Here is a 22,090-nt window from a genome sequence, read left to right as displayed (position 1 = left end):
CGTCTCCAGCGTGAGGTCGTCCAGGACCGGGCAGCCGACCCGCTCACCTGCGTGCAGGGCCAGTTCCACGAACGCGGTCCCCGGCAGCAACACCGTCCCGAACACCGCGTGATCCGCCAGCCACGGATACGAATCCAACGACAGCCGACCCGTGAACAACGAGACATCCTCACCGGCCAGCACCACCGCTCCCGCGAGCAGTGGGTGTTCAGCAGCGCTCATTCCGACGCCGGAGATGTCGATCGCCTGCAGCGACCTCTTCGGCCAGTAGTGCTGGTGCTGGAAGGCGTAGGTGGGGAGGTCGATCTGCTGGGCGTTGGTGCCGGCGTAGTAGGCCGCCCAGTCGACGGTGGTGCCGTGGGTGTGCAGTTCGGCGAGAGCGGTGACGACGGCGTCCGTCTCGGAGCGGTTCTTCCGCAACGCCGGCACGAACGCGGCCTCGGCCGCCGTCTCCTGGGCCATGGCGGACAGGACCCCACCCGGACCCAGCTCCAGATAGGTGCTCACGCCCTGGGCGTCCAGGTGGCGGATACCGTCGGCGAACCGGACGGCCTGACGGACGTGGTTGACCCAGTAGTCGGCGGTCAGCAGCTCCTCACCCGCGACGGTGCCGGTGAGGTTGGAGACGACCGGGATCCGCGGGGCCTGGAACGTTACCGCCTGCAGGAGGGTGCGGAACTCCTCGAGCATGGGTTCCATGCGCGGCGAGTGGAAGGCGTGGCTGACCCGCAGCCGCTTCGACTTCTCGAACCGGGCAGCGATCGCCAGCACCTCGTCCTCGTCGCCCGAAATGACGACCGAGGTGGGCCCGTTCAGGGCGGCGATGGACACGTTGTCCGTGAGCAGGGGCAGGACCTCGTCCTCGGTCGCCTGCACGGCAACCATCGCCCCGCCCTCCGGCAGGGCCTGCATCAGTCGGCCGCGGGCGGCGACGAGGGCTGCGGCGTCCTCGAGGGACCAGACGCCGGCGACGTGCGCAGCGGCGAGTTCACCGATGGAGTGGCCGAGGAGGTAGTCAGCCGTGACACCCCAGTGCTCCATCAGCCGGAAGAGGGCCACCTCGACCGCGAACAGACCGGCCTGCGTGTAGACAGTCCTGTCCAGCAGGTCCGACTCCGCGTCGAAGACCAGCTCCTTCACCGGCCGATCCAGATGCTTGCCCAGCTCCGCGCACACCGCGTCGAACGCGTCCGCGAACACCGGGAACGCCTCGTACAGCTCACGGCCCATCCCCGCCCGCTGCGAGCCCTGGCCCGAGAACAGGAACGCCGAACGCCCGCCGCCCCGCGCGGCCGTGCCCGTCACCGCACCGGAGGCGATCGCCTCCAGGCCCTGCACGAGGTCATCGCGGCCGGAGCCCACCACCGCCGCACGCCGCTCGAAGTGGTGGCGGGTGAGAGCCAGGGAGGACGCCAGGTCCAGCGGTGCGAGCTCCCTGTCCTCCTGGACCCGGACCAGCAGGCGTTCGGCCTGGTCCGCCAGCGCCTCCGGCGACTTCGCCGACAGCACCCACGGCACCACGGGGAGGACGACCTCGGGCTCACCGGCAGGCTCCGGCTCTTCCTCGGTCACCGCCTGCTCGAGGACCACGTGGGCGTTGGTCCCGCTCACGCCGAACGAGGAGACGGCGGCCCGGCGCGGGCGATCGCCCGTCTCCGGCCACTCCCGTGCCTCCGTCAGCAGCTCCACCGCACCCGCCGACCAGTCCACCTGGGTCGACGGACGCTCCACGTGGAGCGTCCGGGGCAGCACACCGTGACGCATCGCCATGACCATCTTGATGATCCCGGCGACACCCGCCGCCGCCTGGGCGTGGCCGATGTTGGACTTCAGCGACCCCAGCCACAGCGGCCGCCCGTCCTCCGGGCGATCCTGACCGTACGTCGCCAGCAGCGCCTGGGCCTCGATCGGGTCACCCAGCGTCGTCCCCGTGCCGTGCGCCTCCACCACGTCCACGTCGGCGGCCGGAACACGGGCGTTCGCCAGCGCCTGGCGGATCACCCGCTGCTGCGACGGCCCGTTCGGCGCCGTCAGGCCGCTGCTGGCGCCGTCCTGGTTGACCGCCGAGCCCCGCACCACCGCCAGCACCCGGTGCCCGTTGCGCCGCGCGTCCGACAGACGCTCCACCAGCAGCACGCCCACGCCCTCGGACCAGCCGGTGCCGTCCGCGTCGTCCGAGAACGACTTGCAGCGGCCGTCGAAGGAGAGCCCGTCCTGCCTGCTGAAGTCGACGAAGGTGCCGGGCGTCGACATGACGGTGACACCGCCCGCCAGCGCCATCGAGCACTCGCCGTTGCGCAGCGCCTGGACGGCCAGGTGCAGGGCGACCAGGGACGACGAGCACGCCGTGTCCACCGTCACCGCCGGACCCTCCAGGCCCAGGATGTAGGCGACCCGGCCGGAGAGCACGCTGCCGGAGGTGCCGGTGCCGAGGTAACCCTCGACGCCTTCGGGAAGGGACTGCATCAGCGTCAGGTAGTCGTGGTACATCAAGCCGGCGAAGACGCCCGTGCGGCTGCCCTTCACCGAGGCCGGGTCGATCCCGGCCCGCTCGAAGACCTCCCAGGACGCCTCCAGCAGCAGGCGCTGCTGCGGGTCCATGGCGAGCGCCTCACGCGGTGAGATGCCGAAGAAGGCCGGGTCGAACACGGTGGCGCCCTCGAGGAAGCCTCCGGCGTGAGCGTTCGAGGTCCCGGCCTCACCGTCGCCGAACAGGTGCTCGACGTCCCATCCCCGGTCGTCGGGGAACTCCGCTATCGCGTCACCGCCGGCCTGGACGAGGCGCCACAGGTCCTCCGGGGAGGTGACCCCTCCGGGGTAACGGCAGGCCATGCCGACGATGGCGATGGGTTCACGGTCCCGGTCCTCGTACTCCCGCAGCCTGGTGCGCGCCTCGCGGAGATCCGCCGTGGCGCGCTTGAGGTAGGCGAGGTACTTCTCCTCGTTCGGCATGAGGTGGCACTCCTTGAAGGGCGAGGCAGGATCGACGGAAGGCGGCCCCCGCGAAGGGGCCGCCGTACGGGGTCAGGAAAGTCCCAGCTCGCCGTCGAGAAGATCGAAGAGTTCGTCCGCGGTCGCGGAGTCGAGGTCGGCGATGTCGTCGCCGTCGGGCCTGCTGTCCGTCCAGGCGGCGAGCAGTCCACGGAGGCGCTCCGTCACCTGGGACCGGTCGTCGTCGTCCGCGGGCACGGCCGCGAGCGAGGACTCGAGCCGGTCGAGTTCGCTGAGCAGCGTCAGGGCGGTGACGTTGCCTCCGGGGGCGAGTTCCGCCAGCAGGTGGCGGGCGAGCGCCTCGGGAGAGGGGTGGTCGAAGATCAGCGTGGCCGCCAGCTTCAGACCCGTCAGCTGGTTGACCCGGTTGCGGAACTCGACGGCGGTCAGGGAGTCGAAGCCGATCTCCAGGAAACCGCGGCTCACCTCCACCGATGCCGCGGAGGAGTGACCGAGCACCGCCGCGATGGCGTCCCGGACGAGGTCGAGCACCAAGCGGTGGGCCTCGTCCTCGGAGCACCGGGCGAGACGTTCCGTCAGCGCGGCCGCGGACTCCGCGGCGGGCCGCTGGGCACTGGCTGCCTGCCTGCGCAGGGCCGCCCGGAAGAACGGGCGCAGCAGCGGGGGAAGCATGTCCGGCCGCACCTGGGACTCGTTCGGGGTGAGACGGGCGACCAGCAGGTGGGGCCGCTCGTCGGCGGAGGCGGTCACGGCCAGGTCGAACAGGTCGAGGCCCTGGTCGGCGCCCAACGGAACGAGGCCCGCCCGCGCCATGCGGGCGATGTCCGCCGAGGTGAGCTCCCCCAGCATGCCGCTGTCGGCCCAGGGTCCCCAGGCGAGGGAGGTGGCGGGCAGACCGGTGGCCTGGCGGTGGGTGGCGAGGGCGTCGAGGAAGGCGTTGGCGGCGGCGTAGTTGGCCTGGCCGGGTCCGCCGAAGGTGCCGGCGGCGGAGGAGTAGAGGACGAAGAAGGCGAGGTTCAGGTCGGCGGTCAGCTGGTGCAGGTGCCAGGCGGCATCCGCCTTGGGCCGCAGCACGGTGGCCAGCCGCTCGGGCGTCAGCGACTCCAGAACACCGTCATCGACCACACCCGCGGCGTGCACCACACCGGCGAGGCCGGGGCCGTCGGACGCGGTCAGCTCACCGATAAGGGCGGCCAGGGCGTCGCGGTCGGTGACGTCACACGACGCCCACCGCACCTCGGCACCCAGCTCCCGCAGCTCCTCCACCAGCGTGGTCGAGGAGCGACGCGACACCAGGACGAGGTCACGCACGCCATGGGTGGTGACGAGGTGCCGGGCGACCAGACCACCCAGCGCACCGCCGGCACCCGTGACCAGTACCGCTCCTTCGGCGACCGGCAGGGTGGCGTCAGCGGACGTGGCGGTCCGAACCAGCCGGGGAACCAGAACCTCACCCGCACGGACGGCGAGCTGGCTTTCGCCGAGGGAGGAGAGCTTGAGCAGGTCCTCCGTCGACCCGTCGGTGTCGACCAGGACGATCCGGTCGGGGTGCTCGGACTGCGCGGAGCGCACCAGGCCCCACACCGTCGCGGCGACGAGGTCCGTCACCTCCTCGGACCGGGACGCGGCCACCGCGCCACGCGTGACGACGACCAGACGCCCGTCCTGCTCACTCGACGCGAGCCATTCCTGCAGCCGGGTCAGGACGTCGGCGACCACTGCCCGCACGGCGACGGGAACGTCGCCGTCGAGGCTCGAGGCAGGCACCTCGACGACCTCCGGGACGACGGTCGGCGCCTCGGCCCGTCCGACGGCCGGGCCCGAGACCCATTCGATCTCGAACACCGAGTCGGAACCGCTGCTCCGGGAGGGGGTGTCGAGTTGCCCCGCGCTCAGGGGGCGCATGACCAGCGAGTCGATCCGGGCGACCGGCAGTCCGTCGCTGTCGGCGAGATCGAGCGACACCTCACCGTTGTCGGCGGTGGTGATCCGGACCCGCAGAGCGGACGAGCCCACCGCGCACAGGCTGATGCCTGACCAGGCGAAGGGAAGTCGGCCGCCCTCGGCGAGGGATCCTCCGCTGACTCCGATGGCGTGCAGGGCGGAGTCCAGCAGAGCCGGGTGCAGCCCGAAGTGGCTCCCCTCCTCCCATGCGTCCTCGGGCAGCGCCACCTCGGCGAAGACCTCGTCCTCGGCCGTCCACACGGCCCGCAGGCCCTGGAATACCGGCCCGTAGCCGTAACCGATGTCGTTCATGGCGTCGTAGACCCCGTCGACCGGGACCTGCTCGGCCCCACGCGGCGGCCACTCGGCCATCGTCCGGCCCACGGAGGCGGACGGCGCGTCGACCGCGAGAACGCCACCCGCGTGACGGCTCCACGGCGCGGTGGCGTCGGAGGCCGGGCGGGAGTGGATCTCCAGAGGGCGCCGCCCGCTCTCGTCGGCGGGTCCGACCCAGAGCTGCAGGACCACGGACGCCGTGGCCTCGAGCACCAAGGGGGCGGCGATGGTGAGTTCTTCGACCCGGTCGCAGCCTGCCGCCAGGGCGACGTGCGCGGCCAGGTCGACGAACGCGGCACCCGGAAGCAGCACCGTGCCGAGGACCGCGTGGTCCGCGAGCCACGGGTGGGTGTCGAGACCGATCCGGCCACTGAACAGCAGGCCGTCGGACCCCGCCACGGCCACGGAGGCATCGAGGAACGGGTGATCCGCCGGGCCCATGCCCATCAGATCGAGACCGGCGATCGAAGGACCGGCGGAGCGAAGCCAGTAGCTCTGGTGCTGGAAGGCGTAGGTGGGCAGGTCCACGCGTCGGGCGTCGGTGCCGGCGTAGTAGGCCGCCCAGTCGACGGTGGAGCCGTGGGTGTGCAGTTCGGCGAGAGCGGTGACGACGGCGTCGGTCTCGGCCCGGTTCTTCCGCAACGCCGGCACGAACGCGGCCTCGGCAACCGTCTCCTGGGCCATGGCGGACAGGACACCACCCGGACCCAGCTCCAGGTAGGTGCTCACGCCTTGGGCGTCGAGGTGGCGGATGCCGTCGGCGAACCGGACGGCCTGGCGGACGTGGTTGACCCAGTAGTCGGCGGTCAGCAGCTCCTCACCGGCGACGGTGCCGGTGAGGTTGGAGACGATCGGAATCCGCGGGGCCTGGAACGTCACCGCCTGCACGACCTGCCGGAACTCCTCCAGCATCGGCTCCATACGCGGCGAGTGGAACGCGTGACTCACCCGCAGCCGCTTCGACTTCTCGAACCGGCCCGCGATCGCCAGCACCTCGTCCTCGTCACCCGAAATGACGACCGAGGTGGGCCCGTTCAGGGCCGCGATGGACACGTTGTCCGTGAGCAGGGGCAGAACCTCGTCCTCGGTCGCCTGGACGGCGACCATCGCCCCGCCCTCCGGCAGAGCCTGCATCAACCGGCCACGCGCAGCCACCAGAGCAGCCGCATCTTCCAGCGACCAGACACCGGCGACGTGCGCGGCAGCCAACTCACCGATCGAGTGGCCCAGCAGATAGTCGGGCGTGACGCCCCAGTGCTCCACCAGCCGGAAAAGGGCGACCTCGATCGCGAACAGACCGGCCTGGGTGTAGACGGTGCGGTCGAGGAGGTCGGACTCCGGGTCGAAGACCAGCTCCTTCACCGGCCGGTCCAGGTGCCGGTCCAGCTCCGCGCAGACGGCGTCGAACGCGTCCGCGAACACCGGGAACGCCTCGTACAGCTCACGTCCCATCCCGGCCCGCTGCGAACCCTGACCGGAGAACAGGAACGCCGAACGCCCGCCCCCGGCCACACCCGACACCACACCCGCCGCCGAACGACCCTCGGCCACCGCGCCGAGTGCCGCGATCAGGTCCTCCGGCGCCGTGGCGACGACCGCCGCCCGGTGTTCCAGGTGGGCACGGCCGGTGGCCAGTGAGTACGCCACGTCCAGGGGCGACGTCGTCCCGCTCACCGAGTCGGCCAGACGTTCGGCCTGCGCACGCAGACCGGCCTCGCTACGGGCCGACAGGACCCACGGCACGACTGCCGAGGACGCGAGGGCTGTCGGGGGCACGGAGGACACAGGGCCCTCGGCACCCGCCTCGTCGACGGGCGCGGCCTCGAGAACGGTGTGGGCGTTGGTGCCGCTGACGCCGAAGGACGAGACGGCGGCCCGGCGCGGGCGCTCGCCCGTCTCCGGCCACTCCCGCGCCTCCGTCAGCAGCTCCACCGCGCCGGCCGACCAGTCGACCTTCGACGACGGCTCGCCGACGTGCAGCGTCGCGGGGAGAACCCCGTGACGCATCGCCATGACCATCTTGATCACGCCCGCGACACCCGCCGCGGCCTGCGTGTGCCCGATGTTGGACTTCAGCGAACCGAGCCACAGCGGCCGCCCGTCCTCCGGGCGTTCCTGCCCGTAGGTCGCCAGGAGTGCCTGGGCCTCGATCGGGTCACCGAGCGTCGTGCCGGTGCCGTGGGCCTCGACGGCGTCGACGTCGGCACCGGTCAGACCGGCCCCGGCCAGGGCGGCGCGGATCACGCGCTGCTGTGACGGCCCGTTCGGCGCCGTGAGCCCGTTGCTGGCGCCGTCCTGGTTGATCGCCGAGCCGCGCACCACGGCCAGCACCCGGTGGCCGTTGCGCCGCGCGTCCGACAGACGCTCGACCAGCAGCACGCCGACGCCTTCGCCCCAGCCGGTGCCGTCCGCCTCGTCCGAGAAGGCCTTCACCCGGCCGTCCGCGGCCAGTCCGCCCTGACGGGAGAACTCCGCGAACACGGTGCCGGTGGCCATCACGGCGACGCCTCCGACGAGGGCGGCCGAGCATTCGCCGTTGCGCAGCGCCTGGACGGCCATGTGGAGGGCGACCAGGGACGACGAGCATGCCGTGTCCACCGTCACCGCCGGACCCTCCAGGCCCAGCACGTAGGACACCCGGCCCGAGAGCACGGCGGTGGCCGTGCCGGTCATGAGATAACCCTCGGTGCCCTCCGGCGCCTGGACGACGTCGCTGCCGTAGCCCTGGGAGGAGGCGCCGACGTAGACGCCGGTGCGGCTGCCCTTCATCGACGAGGGGTCGATGCCCGCCCGTTCGAAGACCTCCCAGGACGCCTCCAGCAGCAGACGCTGCTGCGGGTCCATGGCCAGGGCCTCACGCGGGTTGATGCCGAAGAACGCGGCGTCGAAGTCGCCGGCTCCGGAGAGCCAGCCGGCGGCGACGGACAGGTCGTCCTCGGGGGCGTCGCCCGGCCATGTCCGGTCGACGGGGATGTCGCCGACGGTGTCCACGCCCTCCGCGACGACCCGCCAGAGTTCCTCCGGCGAGCTCACGCCGCCGGGGAACCGGCAGCTCATCCCGACGATGACCACCGGGTCGTCGTCGGACGGAGCGAGGCCGTCGCCGGGGCCGGTCACCGCGGACCGTGCCGTGTTCCCGTCGGCCGGCTGTCCGAGGACGAGCGTGAGGAGGTGGTCGGCGAGGTCGGCGACGGTGGGGTAGTCGAAGACCAGGGTGGTGGGGAGGCGCAGACCGCTGAGCGTGCTGAGCCGGTTGCGGACGTCCACGGCCGTGAGGGAGTCGAAGCCGAGTTCGCGGAAGGGGCGTGCCGCGTCGAGTTCGGCGGCGTTGGCGTAGCCGAGGACGGCGGCCGCCTCCCCGCGGACCAGGTCGAGGACGCGGTTGCGCTGTTCGGCCGGGGCGAGTCCGGCGAGGCTCTGCTGCAGCGCGGAGGTGACGGCGGACTCGCCGCCCGCCTCGGCCTCGGCGGCGTCCAGGATCTCCCGCACCTCGGGCAGGTCCTCGAGCAGCGGACTGCGGCGCGCGACGGTGAACGAGGGGACGAAGCGGTCCCACCGGACGTCGGCGACGGTGAGTGCCGTCTCGTTCCGGGCGACGGCCTGCCGCAGCGCGTTGATGTTGAGGTCGGGGTCCATGACGGGCAGACCACGGCGGCTGAGCAGCTGCTCCGCCTCGCCCTTGGCCATGCCGGCGCCGCCCCACGCGCCCCAGGACAGGGCGGTCGCGGTACGACCACGGGCCCTGCGGGCGGCGGCGAACGCGTCCAGGTAGGTGTTGGCCGCGGCGTAGGCGCCCTGGCCGCCACTGCCCCAGATGCCGGAGATGGAGGAGAACACGACGAAGGCGTCGAGCGGCTCGTCGCCGAGGACGTCGTCCAGGTTCCGGGCACCGGCGACCTTGGCCGTGATCACGTCGGCGAAGGTGGCGGGGTCGGTGTCCTCGATGGAGCTGAGCTGGCTGACGCCGGCCGTGTGGATCACCGCGGTGACCGTGTCCCCCTGCTCCCGCAGCCCGTCGACGAGCAGCTGCACGGCGGCGCGGTCGGCGACGTCGCAGGCGGCGACGGTGACGCGCACGCCCTGGGCGGTCAGCTCCTCCCGGAGTTCGGCGGCGCCCGGCGCGGCCGGTCCGCGACGGCTGGTCAGCACGAGGTGCTCGGCCCCCAGCTCCGCGAAGCGGCGGGCAAGGAAGGTACCGAGGGCGCCCGTGCCACCCGTGATGAGGACGGTGCCGCGCGGGGTCCAGCTCTCGACGGCCCCTCCCATCGGCGCGCGCAGCAGGCGCCGGGCGTGGACGCCGGTGGACCGGACGGCCACCTGGTCCTCGCCCTCGTCCCCGCCGGCCGCCCCGAGGACGGCGCACACCCTGGCCAGGGCACGGTCGTCGAGGACCGCGGGAAGGTCGATCTGCCCGCCCCAGCGCGCCGGGTGCTCGAGGCCGACGACCCGTCCGAAACCGGAGACCATGGACTGCGCGGGTGCGGTGAGGGTGTCCGACCTGCCGACGGAGACGGCCCCACGGGTGAGCGTCCACAGCGGGGCGGAACCCCGCATGGCCACGAGCGCCTTCACCAGGTCGACGGTGGAGACGAGCCCGGTGGGCAGCGCCGGGAAGTCGGGGTGCGGGGTCTCGTCGAGTCCGAGCAGGGAGAGGACGCCGTTGACGTCCTCGGTGTCGTCGAGTCCGGTGAACGCGTCGAAGGTGAGCCGTTGCGCCTCGGCGCCGTGCCGGGCGAGTCCGGTGACGAGGACGTCGGCCAGGCCGGACGTCTCGGCGGCCGGAACGTCCGGCACGACGACCAGCCAGCGCCCGGTCAGGGCGGCGGGCGCCTCACCGGACGTGGCCACGGGCTTCCAGGTGACGTGGTAGCGCCAGGCGTCGATCGTCGAACGCTCCTTGCGGCCGCGCCGCCAGGAGCTGAGGACGGGCAGGGCCGCGTGCAGCGGCTCGCTGTCGGCCCCGCCGAGGGCGGCGGCCAACGCTTCCGCGTTGCCCTGCTCGACGGCCTCCCAGAAGCGCGCCTCGTCGGGGTCCACGGTCCGCGCGGCCCCTGCTACGGCGGCACCGGCCGGGGCGTCCGGCCAGTAGCGCTGCTTCTGGAACGCGTAGGTGGGAAGCGGGGTGCGGCGGGCGCCGGTGCCGGCGAAGACGGTGGTCCAGTCGACGGTGACGCCGTGGCAGTGGGCCTCGGCGAGGGAGGTCAGGAAGCGGTCGACGCCCCCTTCGTCGCGGCGGAGGGTACCGAGGACGGCGGCGTCGGTGCCGGTGTCCTCGACGGTGCCCTGGAGGCCGAGAGCCAGTACCGGGTGGGGGCTGACCTCGACGAGGACGGTGTGCCCGTCGGCGAGGGCGGCGCGGGTCGCGTTCTCGAACTCGACCGTGTTGCGCAGGTTGTCGTACCAGTAGCCGCCGTCCATCACCGTCTCGCCACCGTCGAGGAGACGACCGGTCAGGGAAGAGTAGAGCGGGATGCTGCCCTGCTGCGGGGTGATGCCGTCCAGAAGGGAGGCCAGCTCCTCCTGGATGGCCTCGACGTGGGCGGAGTGCGAGGCGTAGTCCACGTCGACCCTGCGGGCCCGCAGGTCATTGCCCTGGCAGTGGGCCAGGAACTCGTCGAGGGCATCGGTGTCACCCGACACCACGGTCGAGGAGGGACCGTTGACGGCGGCGACCGATATCCGGCCGTCCCACGCGGCGATCGCCTCGCGCACGACCTCGGCCGCATGGGCCACGGACACCATGCCGCCGAGACCGGCCAGCGCCGTGATCGCCCGCGACCGCAGGGCCACGACCTTGGCCGCGTCCTCCAACGACAGGATCCCCGCCACCGCGGCAGCGGCGATCTCACCCTGCGAGTGACCGATCACGGCCGCGGGCTGCACGCCGTACGAACGCCACAGCTCCGCGAGCGACACCATGACGGCCCACAGGACCGGCTGGACCACGTCCACCCGCTCCAGACCCTCACCACTGCGGACCACATCCAGCAGCGACCAGTCGATGTGCGGAGCCAGCGCCGCCGCGCACTCCGCCATCCGCGCCGCGAACACCGGCGAGGACTCGAGCAGCTCGACCGCCATCCCCACCCACTGCGCACCCTGACCCGGGAACACGAACACCGGACGGGTGCCTCCCACCGCCGCTCCGCGCACCACGCTCGGGGTCGGGCGGCCCTCCACCAGCGCGGACAGTGCGGCCTCGAAACCGTCGAGGTCCGAGGCCACCGCCGCCGCACGGTGGGTGAAGGCCGTACGGGTCAGCGCCAGGGAGTGGCCGACGTCCGCGACCGGCGCGCCCGGGTTCTCCCGGACATGGGCCAGCAGACGCTCCGCCTGGGCCTTCAGCGCCTGTTCCGACTTGGCGGACAGCACCCACGGCACCGCCACACCCGCCGCACCCGCCGCACTCGTCGCACCCGCCGCACTCGTCGCACTCGTCGGGGCGGAGGGTGTCTCCGCCTGGGCGGACGGCTCGGACAGCTCCTCGGCAGGCGCCTCCTCCAGGATCACGTGCGCGTTGGTCCCGCTCATGCCGAAGGAGGAGACGCCGGCCCGGCGCGGCGCGTCGGCGGCCGGCCAGGCGACCGGCTCACGCAGCAGTTCGACGGCGCCGGCGGTCCAGTCGACGTGCGGGGTGGGCTCGTCGGCGTGCAGGGTCTTCGGGAGCATCCCGTGCCGCATCGCCATGACCATCTTGATGACGCCGCCGACTCCGGCGGCGCCCTGGGTGTGGCCGATGTTGGACTTCAGGGAGCCGAGCCGCAGCGGACGGCCGTCCGCGGGCCGCTCCTGGCCGTAGGTGGCGAGCAGGGCCTCGGCCTCGATCGGGTCACCGAGCCTGGTGCCGGTGCCGTGCGCCTCGACCACGTCGACGTCGGCGGCGGTGAGGCGGGCACCGGCGAGGGCGTCCAGGATGACGCGCTGCTGCGACGGCCCGTTGGGCGCGGTGAGGCCGTTGCTGGCGCCGTCCTGGTTGACGGCCGAACCGCGCACCACCGCTAGCACCTGGTGCCCGTTGCGGCGGGCGTCGGACAGCCGCTCCAGCAGCAGCATGCCCACGCCCTCGCTCCACGCGGTGCCGTCGGCAGCCGCCGAGAAGGCCTTGCAGCGGGCGTCGGCGGCGAGGCCGCCCTGCTCGCTGAAGCCTCCGAAGGCGCTGGGCGTCGACATGACGGTGGCCCCGCCGGCGAGCGCGAGGGAGCACTCACCGTTGCGCAGGGACTGCACGGCCAGGTGGATGTTCACCAGGGAGGTGGAACAGGCCGTGTCGACGGAGACGGCGGGTCCCTCCAGGCCGAGGGTGTAGGCGATGCGGCCGGAGACGACGCTGGCGGCCGTGCCCGTGAGGATGTAGCCCTCGGTGCCCGGAGGAGGGGGTGCGAGCAGGTGCGCGTAGTCCTGGCCGGTGGTGCCCGCGAAGACCCCGGTGCGGGTACCGGCGAGGGAGTCGGGGGTGATGCCGGCGGCCTCGAGCGTCTCCCAGGCGACCTCCAGCAGCAGCCGCTGCTGCGGGTCCATCGCCAGTGCCTCGCGCGGCGAGATGCCGAAGAAGGCGGGGTCGAAGTCGGTGGCGTCGTGGACGAAGCCGCCTTCCTCGCAGAAGTCCGTGCCGTCCGGCGACTCGAGGGGCCAGCCGCGGTCCCGCGGGAATCCGGACATCGCGTCGGTGCCCTCGGCGACCAGTCGCCAGAGCTGTTCGGGCGTGCGCACACCACCCGGGTACCGGCAGCCCATCGAGACGACGGCGATGGGTTCGCTGTCGCGGGCCTCCACCTCGCGCAGGCGCTGCCGCGTCTGGTGCAGGTCCGCCGCGACCAGCTTCAGGTAGTCCCGGAGCGTCTCTTCGTTCGCCATTCATCCCCACCCTGGGCAGCAGCCAGCGCATTGCGTCGACACAGAGACCCGGGAATTCTCCCGAGTTCGCGCAGGAATCGCGGCCTCCGGAGCGTTTTCCGGCGCTCTGCGTTTTCCCGGCGAGGAAAATACCGAACGGCAACCGATCGGGACTCGAGTCCGCCTCGAGCGGGCCCGTTCTTCTCGGTCTTCCCCTCGACAGGAATCTCTCCCGGAAGCTATTCCAGGACGTCGACGGCGCTCAACCCCTGAATTCCGGGGCGGGGACACCCCTATGCGGCAGCGGTCATCGCCACGCTCCGGGGTCGGTGGGCCGGCCGCCGGCGAGGCCGGCGACGCGACGGGCCAGTTCGACGGACTGCGCACGGTTCAGGCGGGGGTCGCAGGAGGACTCGTAGCGGCGCGGGAGGTCCTCGTGTCCGACCACCCCCGCGCCCACGCACTCCGTCACGTCCTGCCCGGTCATCTCCAGGTGGACCCCGCCCGGGTGGGTGCCGAGCGCGTGGTGGACCTCGAAGAAGCCCCGGATCTCGTCGAGGACGTCGTCGAAGGCCCGGGTCTTGTGACCGGTGGGGGCGGTGTAGGTGTTGCCGTGCATGGGGTCGCTGACCCAGCCGACGCGGGTGCCGGAGGCGGCGACCTTCTCCACCAGGAGGGGCAGCCGTTCGCGGACCGCCTGGGCGCCCATGCGGACGACGAAGGTGAGCCGCCCCGGCTCCTGGTCGGGGTCGAGGCGTTCGATCAGGGCCAGCAGTTCGTCCGGCTCGGCGGTGGGGCCGATCTTGACGGCGACCGGGTTGGCGACGCCGGCGAGGAAGGCGATGTGCGCCCCGTCCGGGTCGCGGGTGCGCTCACCGGCCCACAGCAGGTGGCCGGTTCCCGCGTAGGCACGGCCGGTGCGGGGGTCGACGCGGGTCAGCGGCGTCTCGTGGTCGAGGAGCAGGGCCTCGTGGGAGACGAACATCTCCTCCGGGACCTGCCGGGCCGCCGGAGACCCGGCGCGGTGGCCGACGAGCGCGCGGACCATGTTCATGGTCGCCGCGGCGGCCTGATGGGCACGGAGCATCCGGTAGGGGTCGGCCGTGCGTGCCTCGGGGGTGAACTCCGGCCCGTTGACGGAGTCGCCCCGGTAGGAGGGCAGTGTCACGCCGTCCCGCGTCTCGTGGGCGCTGGAACGGGGCTTGGCGTACTGGCCGGCCAGCCGCCCCACCACGACCACGGGCAGCAGGAAGGACTCGGACAGCAGCGAGGCCATCCGGCTCAGGGTGTCGATCCTCCTCTCGACGTCGTCCAGGGAGGTGTGCAGCCGTTCGGCGCAGTCACCTCCTTGCAGGAGCAGGGCGCGGCCCTCGGCGACCGCCGCGAGCCGGCGCCGGAGCAGATCGCACTCGTGGGGCATGACGATCGGCAGGCTGGCCTCGAGGGTCCGCCGGACCTCGTCGAGCCGCTCTGGATCGGGCCAGTCGGGTTGCTGCTGGGGAACGGTTGGCTGCAGAAGTCTTGGCATCAGGCGCCCTCGTCACGTGGAAGGGAAGTTCACGCACCGGACCAGCAGGCACGACGAATCGTCCTGCTCCGTGGAAGACAATCGGTAAACAGTTGATACAAAGCCGCTAGAAAATCACCGGAACGGGAGTGGAATTCCTGATCAGAGCGCCGGTAAGTAGACCGAAGCCACCCGGTTAGGGGTTGTGGACGGCAATTCCACTGCATAGCTTCCTTTCTTGAGGGCGATCATGGGTGCTTTCGATGACGCCGCCTGCCGGCCGCCGTTTCCGTCGTCCATGGGCATCGATCCGGACACGGAACTGATCGCCATGAACGGACGAGAGAGCGACGGCTTCCACGAGGGCGGGGCGTTTCCATGGCAAGTGAAGAAAAGCTGCTCGATCACCTGAAGTGGATGACGGCCGAGCTGCGTCAGGCGAAGCAGCGCCTGCGCGAGGCGGACTCCGCCGCGCGGGAGCCGGTCGCGATCGTCGGCATGGCCTGCCGCTTCCCCGGCGGGGTCGCCTCCCCCGAGGACCTGTGGCGGCTGGTGGCCGACGGCACGGACGCCGTCGGCGCGTTCCCCGGTGACCGCGGCTGGGAGTCCGCGCTACGGGTCGGCCAGGACGGTCCGGGCTCGTCCCACAGCGACCAGGGCGGATTCCTGCACGACGCCGCCGAGTTCGACGCCTCGTTCTTCGGCATCTCCCCGCGTGAGGCCCTGGCGATGGACCCGCAGCAGCGGCTGGTGCTGGAGACGTCCTGGGAACTGTTCGAACGCTCGGGCATCGCCCCCGGGTCGCTGCGCGGCAGCCGCACCGGCGTGTTCGTCGGCACGAACGGCCAGGACTACCCGATGCTGCTGCCGAACAGCGCCGAGAACGTCGAGGGCCACGTGGTGGTGGGCGGTTCGGCGAGCGTGCTGTCCGGCCGCGTCTCCTACACCCTCGGTCTGGAGGGACCGGCGGTGACCGTGGACACCGCCTGCTCGTCCTCCCTGGTGGCCCTCCACCTCGCCACCCGGGCCCTGCGCAACGGAGAGTGCACCCTGGCCGCGGCCGGAGGCGTCGCCCTGATGTCCACGCCGGGCACCTTCCAGGAGTTCAGCCGGCAGGGCGCGATGTCCTCCGACGGCCGCTGCAAGGCGTTCGCCGACGCGGCGGACGGCACCGGCTGGGGCGAGGGCGTCGGCATGCTCCTGCTCGAGCGGCTCTCCGACGCGCGTCGCAACGGCCACCGGATCCTCGCCGTCATCCGCGGTTCCGCGGTCAACCAGGACGGGGCGAGCAGCGGTCTCACCGTGCCCAACGGCCCGTCCCAGCAGCAGGTCATCCGCGCCGCCCTCACGGACGCCGGCCTGACCACGGCCGACGTGGACGTGGTCGAGGCGCACGGCACCGGAACCAAGCTGGGCGACCCCATCGAGGCGCAGGCCCTGCTCGCCACCTACGGCCAGGACCGCCCCGCGGACCAGCCGCTGTGGCTGGGCTCGCTGAAGTCCAACATCGGTCACACCCAGGCCGCCGCGGGCGTCGCCGGCGTCATCAAGATGGTCATGGCCATGCGTCACGGCGTCATGCCGAGCACCCTCCACGTGGACACGCCCTCCTCGCACGTCGACTGGGCCTCGGGCGCCGTCGAACTCCTCACCGCACCCCGCGCCTGGGAACGCCCGGGCCGGCCGCGGCGGGCAGGCGTCTCCGCGTTCGGCATGAGCGGAACCAACGCCCACGCCGTCATCGAGGAGGCGCCCGAGACCGACCCCTCCGAGGAGACGCCCGGCGAGTCCGCCGGACCCGCCGGCTCCCCCGGTCGTCCGGTCGGCCCCCTGCCGTGGCTCCTCTCCGCGCGGACCGAAGCCGCGCTCGCCGACCAGGCCGGCCGACTCCTCCAGCACGTGCGCACCGCGGAGCCGGGTGCCGCCGCGGCGGACATCGGCCTCTCGCTGCTGCGCACCCGTACCGCCTTCGACCACCGCGCCGTGGTGGTCGGCGACGACGTGACGTCGATGGCGGACCGTCTCCTCACCCTGTCGGAGGGCGACCTCCCCGCCGGTGCCGCACGTGGGGCCGTCGGCGATCACGGCAGGCCGGTGTTCGTGTTCCCGGGTCAGGGGGCGCAGTGGGTGGGGATGGCGGTCGAGCTGCTCGAGTCGTCGCCGGTGTTCGCGGCGCGGATGGCGGAGTGTGCTGCGGCGCTGGCTCCGCACATCGACTGGTCGCTGCTGGATGTGGTGCGCAGTGGTGAGGGTCTGGAGCGGGTGGACGTGGTCCAGCCGGTCCTGTGGGCCGTCATGGTGTCGCTGGCCGAGCTGTGGCGTTCGTACGGTGTGCAGCCCGCGGCGGTGATCGGTCACTCGCAGGGTGAGATCGCCGCTGCCGCGGTGGCGGGGATCCTGTCGCTGGAGGACGCGGCCAAGGTCGTGGCCCTGCGGTCGCGGGCGATCACGGCGCTGGCCGGTCTCGGCGGCATGGTCTCGATCGCGCAGCCCGCCTCCTGGGTCCGCGACACGATCACCGCGTGGGACGGCCGGATATCGGTCGCCGCGGTCAACGGTCCCTCCTCGACCGTGGTGTCGGGTGACGTGGACGCCCTGGACGAGCTGATCGCCGCGTGCGAGTCGGCAGGGGTCCGGGCCCGCAAGGTGGACGTGGACTACGCCTCCCACTCCGCCCACGTCGAAGCCATCCGCGACGAACTCGCCCGCCTGCTGACCGGCATCACGCCCCAGCAGGGCAACACCCCGCTCTACTCGTCCCTGACCGGACGTCTCCTGGACGCCACCGAGACGGCGATGGACGGCGGCTACTGGTACGACAACCTCCGCAACACCGTCGAGTTCGAGGACGCCACCCGCGCCGCCCTCGCCGACAGTCACACCGTCTTCATCGAGGTCAGCCCGCACCCGGTCCTCGGCCTGGGCCTCCAGGGCACCGTCGAGGAGGCCGGCACCGACGCCGCCGTCCTCGGCACCCTCCGCCGCGACGAAGGCGGCCTCGACCGCTTCCTCACCTCCCTCGCCGAGCTGTGGGTCCTCGGCCTGGACGTGGACTGGGACGTCGTCTTCACCGGCACCGGCGCCAACCTCACCGACCTGCCGACCTATCCCTTCCAGCGGCAGCGCTTCTGGCCGCGTCCGGCCGCCTTCACCGGCGACGTGGCCTCCGTGGGCCTGGAGAGCGCCGAGCACCCGCTGCTCGGCGCGGTGCTCGAGCTGCCCGAGCCGGGCGGGGTGGTGCTGACCGGCCGTCTGTCGGTCCGCACGCATCCCTGGCTGGCCGATCACGCCGTGGAAGGGCGGGTGCTGGTACCGGGCACCGCCCTGGTCGAACTGGCGGTCCGCGCCGGTGACGAGGCCGGAACGGGGACGCTGTCGGAACTCGTCCTCGAGCAGCCTCTGCTGCTCCCGGAGAACGGTGCCGTCGCGCTCCGCGTCGTGGTGGGCGCGGAAGGCGAGGACGACGCGGGCCCCGGTGCACGGCCCGTCGCCGTGTACGGACGCGCCGAGGATTCCGAAACGTGGACGCGACACGCGTCGGGCGTGGTGACCGACGTGGCCGAGGAGCGGCCGCGTACCGCGGAATGGGCCGCGGTCTGGCCTCCGGAGGGGGCCGAGCCGGTCGACGTGACCGGTTTCTACGCGGGCGCCGAGACCACCGGGTACGGCTACGGCCCGGTGTTCCAGGGACTGCGCGCGGTCTGGCGGACCGACGGCGAGGTGTTCGCCGAGGTCGGTCTCGAGGGCGAGGCGGCGGAGCAGGCGGGCCGGTTCGGTCTGCACCCGGCGCTACTGGACTCTGCCCTGCACGCCGTGGGCGCGGGCAGCCTCCTCCCGGGCGACGACGGCCTGCGGCTGCCCTTCGCCTGGGAGGGCGTCGAGCTGTTCGCCTCCGGTGCGGCGACCCTGCGGGTTCGGCTCACCGCACCGGACGGCCGTGCCGTGCACGTCGAGGCGGCCGACGTCACGGGTGGACCCGTGGCGACGGTCGGGTCGCTGGTCTTCCGCCAGGTCGACGCCGACCGGCTGACGTCGGCGGAGCACAGTTCCGCCGCCGATTCCCTGTACCGCGTCGACTGGACGCCGCTCACCGGATCGCCCACGACGGCTCCCGACGAGGAGCTCGAGGTCCTGCACGTCCCCAACGAACCGGCGCCGGCCGGTGACAGCACCCCCGAGGGCGCTCGTGCGCTGGTGGTGCGGGTGCTGGGGTCGTTGCAGGAGTGGCTGGCGGCGGAGCGGGAGAGTGACGCGCGTCTGCTGGTGGTGACGCGGGGTGCGGTGGCGGTCGGGTCGTTCGGCGGTGATCTGGCGCTGGGTGCGGTGTGGGGTCTGCTGCGGTCGGCGCAGTCGGAGAACCCGGGCCGGATCGTGCTGGTCGACTCCGACGGTTCGGTGCCGGACGAGGATCTGGTGCCGGTGGCGTCGTGGGGCGAGCCGCAGGTCGCGGTGCGTGGGGGCGGCTGGTTCGTGCCGCGTCTGGCGCGTGCGGCGGGCGGGGAGCTGACGGTGCCGTCGGGCGGCGGCCGGTGGTCGCTGCGCAGTACCGGGAAGGGGACGCTGGAGAATCTGGCGCTGCTCCCCGAGGAGGACTCCGCCGCTGGACTGGCGGAGGGTCAGGTGCGGCTGGCCGTGCGGGCCGCGGGGGTCAACTTCCGTGACGTGCTGAACGCGCTGGGCATGTATCCGGGGCCGGAGGTGCCGATGGGCGCCGAGGCCGCGGGTGTGGTCCTGGAGGTCGGTCCCGGGGCGACCGGGGTGCGGCCCGGTGACCGGGTCATGGGTCTGGTCTCCGGATCGTTCGGTGACGAAGCGGTCGCCGATCACCGCGCCCTCACTCCCATCCCCGCGGACTGGACCTACGCCCAGGCGGCGACCGTTCCGTCCGTCTACCTGACGGCGTATTACGCGCTCGTCGACCTCGCCCGTGTCCAGGAGAACGACACGGTCCTCATCCATGCGGCGACGGGTGGTGTGGGGACGGCCACGGTGCAGTTGGCCCGTCACCTGGGCGCGACCGTGTACGCGACGGCGAGTGAGGCGAAGCAGCGGGTCCTGCGTGAGCGGGGCATTCCGGCGGAGCGGATCGCCTCCTCGCGCAGCACCGACTTCGCGGACGCCTTCCGGGCCGCCTCGGGCGGCCGGGGGGTGGACGTGGTGCTGAACTCGCTGGCCGGGGAGTTCGTCGACGCCTCCCTCGGACTGCTCGCGGAGGGCGGGCGGTTCCTGGAGATGGGCAAGACCGACGTCCGTGATCCCGCCGACGTCGCCACCCGTCACCCGGGTGTCTCCTACGCGCCGTTCGAGCTGATGGACGCCGGTCTGGACCGGATCCAGCAGATGCTGCGGGAGGTGACCGCCCTGTTCGCACAGGGCGCGCTCTCCCTGCCGCCGCTGCGGGCGTGGGACGTGCGGCAGGCGCCGCAGGCCCTGCGGCACGTCAGCCAGGCCCGCCACATCGGCAAGGTCGTCCTGACCATGCCCCGCACACCGGATGCGGACGGCACCTACCTCGTCACCGGCGCGACCGGAACCCTCGGCGGGCTCCTGGCCCGCCACCTCGTGACCGTCCGAGGCGTGCGCAGTCTGCTGCTCCTCAGCCGCAGCGGCCCCGCCGCCGCGGGCGCGGACAAGCTCGTCGCGGAGCTGGAGGCCGCCGGCACCCGGGTCGACCTGGTCGCCTGCGACGCCGCCGACCCCGACGCCCTCGCCGCGGCCGTGGCCCGCATCCCCGCCGAGCACCCCCTGACCGGCGTCGTCCACACCGCGGGCGTCCTCGACGACGGCGTCATCGCCGAACTCGACGCCGACCGCGTCGACCGGGTCCTGCGCCCGAAGACCGACGCCGCCTGGAACCTCCACCAACTCACCCTCCACCACCACGACCTCGCCGAATTCGTCCTCTACTCGTCCACCGCGGCGACGGTGGGCGGTCCGGGCCAGGGCAACTACGCGGCGGCCAACGCCTACCTGGACGAGCTGGCCCGTCACCGGCAGGCCCTGGGCCTGCCCGGTCAGGCGATCGCCTGGGGCATGTGGGAGGAACGCAGCACCATGACCGCCCACCTCGGCGAGACCGAGGTGACCCGTATGGCGCGGGCGGGCATCCTGCCGATGGCGAGCGAGTTCGGACTCGCGGCCTTCGACGCGGCGGGCGGCTCCTCCCAGTCCCACCTGGTCGCGGCCCATCTCGACCTGGCCGCCGTCCGGCGTTTCGCGGAGAACGACCGCATCGGCGTTCCTCCGCTGATGCGCGGCCTGGTCAAGGCGCCCGCGCGTCGCGCGGCGACCGCCACCCAGACGGTCGAGGCTCCCTCGCTGGCGCGTCAGCTGGCGGCGCTGCCGGCGGACGCGGCCGAGCGGACCCTGCTCGACCTGGTCCGCACCCACGTCGCCGCCGTCCTCGGCCACGCCACCCCGGAAACCGTCGACACCACCCGCGCGTTCCGCGAACTCGGCTTCGACTCCCTCACCGCCGTCGAGATCCGCAACCGCCTCAACACGGCCACCGGCCTGCGGCTGCCCTCCACCCTCGTGTTCGATTACCCCACCCCGCAGGACCTCGTCGACCACCTCCGCGAGGAACTCCTCGGCCAGACCGCCACGGTCACCGCGGCCACGGCCGCCGTCACGGACACCGGCGGCGACGATCCGATCGTCATCGTCGGCATGGCCTGCCGCTTCCCCGGCGACGTCACCTCGCCCGACGACCTCTGGCAGCTCGTTCTCCAGGGCCGCGACGCCATCGACACCGTCCCCCACGACCGGCAGTGGGAACTGCTCCTGCCGTCCGCCTCGGCGGACGGGTGGCAGGCTCCGCCGGCCATCCAGGGCGGGTTCCTGCGGAGCGCCGGTGAGTTCGATCCCGGCTTCTTCGGGATCAGCCCCCGCGAGGCGCTGGCGATGGACCCGCAGCACCGGCTGCTGCTCGAGGCGGCCTGGGAGACCTTCGAGAACGCCGGCATCGACCCGCGCGGCCTCAAGGGCAGCCCGGCCGGTGTGTTCGTCGGGGTGAACACCCAGGACTACGTGTCCCTGCTCGCCAGGGTCCCGGCGGGTGCCGAGGGCTATGTGGCCAGCGGTACCTCCGGCAGCGTCGCCTCCGGGCGCATCTCCTACACCTTCGGTCTGGAGGGCCCGGCCGTCACCGTCGACACCGCCTGCTCCTCCTCGCTGGTCGCCCTCCACCTCGCCGGCCAGGCGCTGCGCAACGGCGAATGCACGATGGCGCTGGTCGGCGGTGTCAACGTGATGGCGACCCCCGGCACCTTCGCCGACTTCGGCAAGCAGGACGCCATGTCCTCGGACGCCCGGTGCAAGGCGTTCGCGGACGCCGCCGACGGAGCCATCTGGGGCGAGGGCGTCGGCGTACTGCTCGTGGAGCGGCTGTCGGAGGCCCGGCGCAAGGGACACGACGTCCTGGCCGTCGTGCGGAGTACGGCGGTCAACCAGGACGGTGCGAGCAACGGGCTCACCGCGCCGAACGGGCCGTCGCAGCAGCGCGTCATCCGTCAGGCG

5 protein-coding genes are annotated in these 22,090 nt (G+C 72.7%); 2 read left to right on the top strand and 3 right to left on the bottom strand.

Annotated features, from left to right (window positions below):
• The 3 genes from HW445_RS03735 to HW445_RS03725 all read right to left on the bottom strand — a co-directional run.
• Positions 1 to 2,952: type I polyketide synthase (locus HW445_RS03735; RefSeq protein WP_180219595.1), on the bottom strand; the 2,952-nt coding region annotated here is incomplete at its 3' end.
• A gap of 72 nt (positions 2,953 to 3,024) precedes the next feature.
• Positions 3,025 to 13,086: a type I polyketide synthase gene (locus HW445_RS03730; RefSeq protein WP_180219594.1), complete on the bottom strand. Its 10,062-nt coding sequence runs from the start codon at positions 13,084 to 13,086 to the stop codon at positions 3,025 to 3,027.
• A gap of 286 nt (positions 13,087 to 13,372) precedes the next feature.
• On the bottom strand, positions 13,373 to 14,593 hold the full coding sequence (locus HW445_RS03725; protein WP_180219593.1) for a 3-deoxy-7-phosphoheptulonate synthase: 1,221 nt from the start codon (positions 14,591 to 14,593) through the stop codon (positions 13,373 to 13,375).
• Positions 14,594 to 14,810: 217 nt separating this feature from the next.
• Between HW445_RS03725 and HW445_RS03720 the strand changes: the two genes are divergently transcribed.
• The gene (locus HW445_RS03720; protein ID WP_164540499.1) at positions 14,811 to 14,984 is read left to right on the top strand and encodes a hypothetical protein; all 174 of its coding nucleotides are present in this window, start codon (positions 14,811 to 14,813) and stop codon (positions 14,982 to 14,984) included.
• The coding region (locus tag HW445_RS03715; protein ID WP_180219592.1) for a type I polyketide synthase at positions 14,951 to 22,090 on the top strand (7,140 nt) is incomplete at its 3' end. The genes HW445_RS03720 and HW445_RS03715, both read left to right, overlap by 34 nt.

The organism is Streptomyces sp. UH6, assembly GCF_013421635.1.
In the GTDB taxonomy this organism is placed as follows: Bacteria; Actinomycetota; Actinomycetes; order Streptomycetales; family Streptomycetaceae; genus Streptomyces; species Streptomyces abyssomicinicus.
The sequence above is the reverse complement of the archived record's forward strand: the minus strand, read 5'-3'. Positions and strand labels throughout refer to the sequence as shown.

Coding starts and splice junctions, on each gene's coding strand:
- HW445_RS03730 (WP_180219594.1), bottom strand. CDS start 13,086: ATGGCGAACGAAGAGACGCTCCGGGACTACCTGAAGCTGGTCGCGGCG.
- HW445_RS03725 (WP_180219593.1), bottom strand. CDS start 14,593: ATGCCAAGACTTCTGCAGCCAACCGTTCCCCAGCAGCAACCCGACTGG.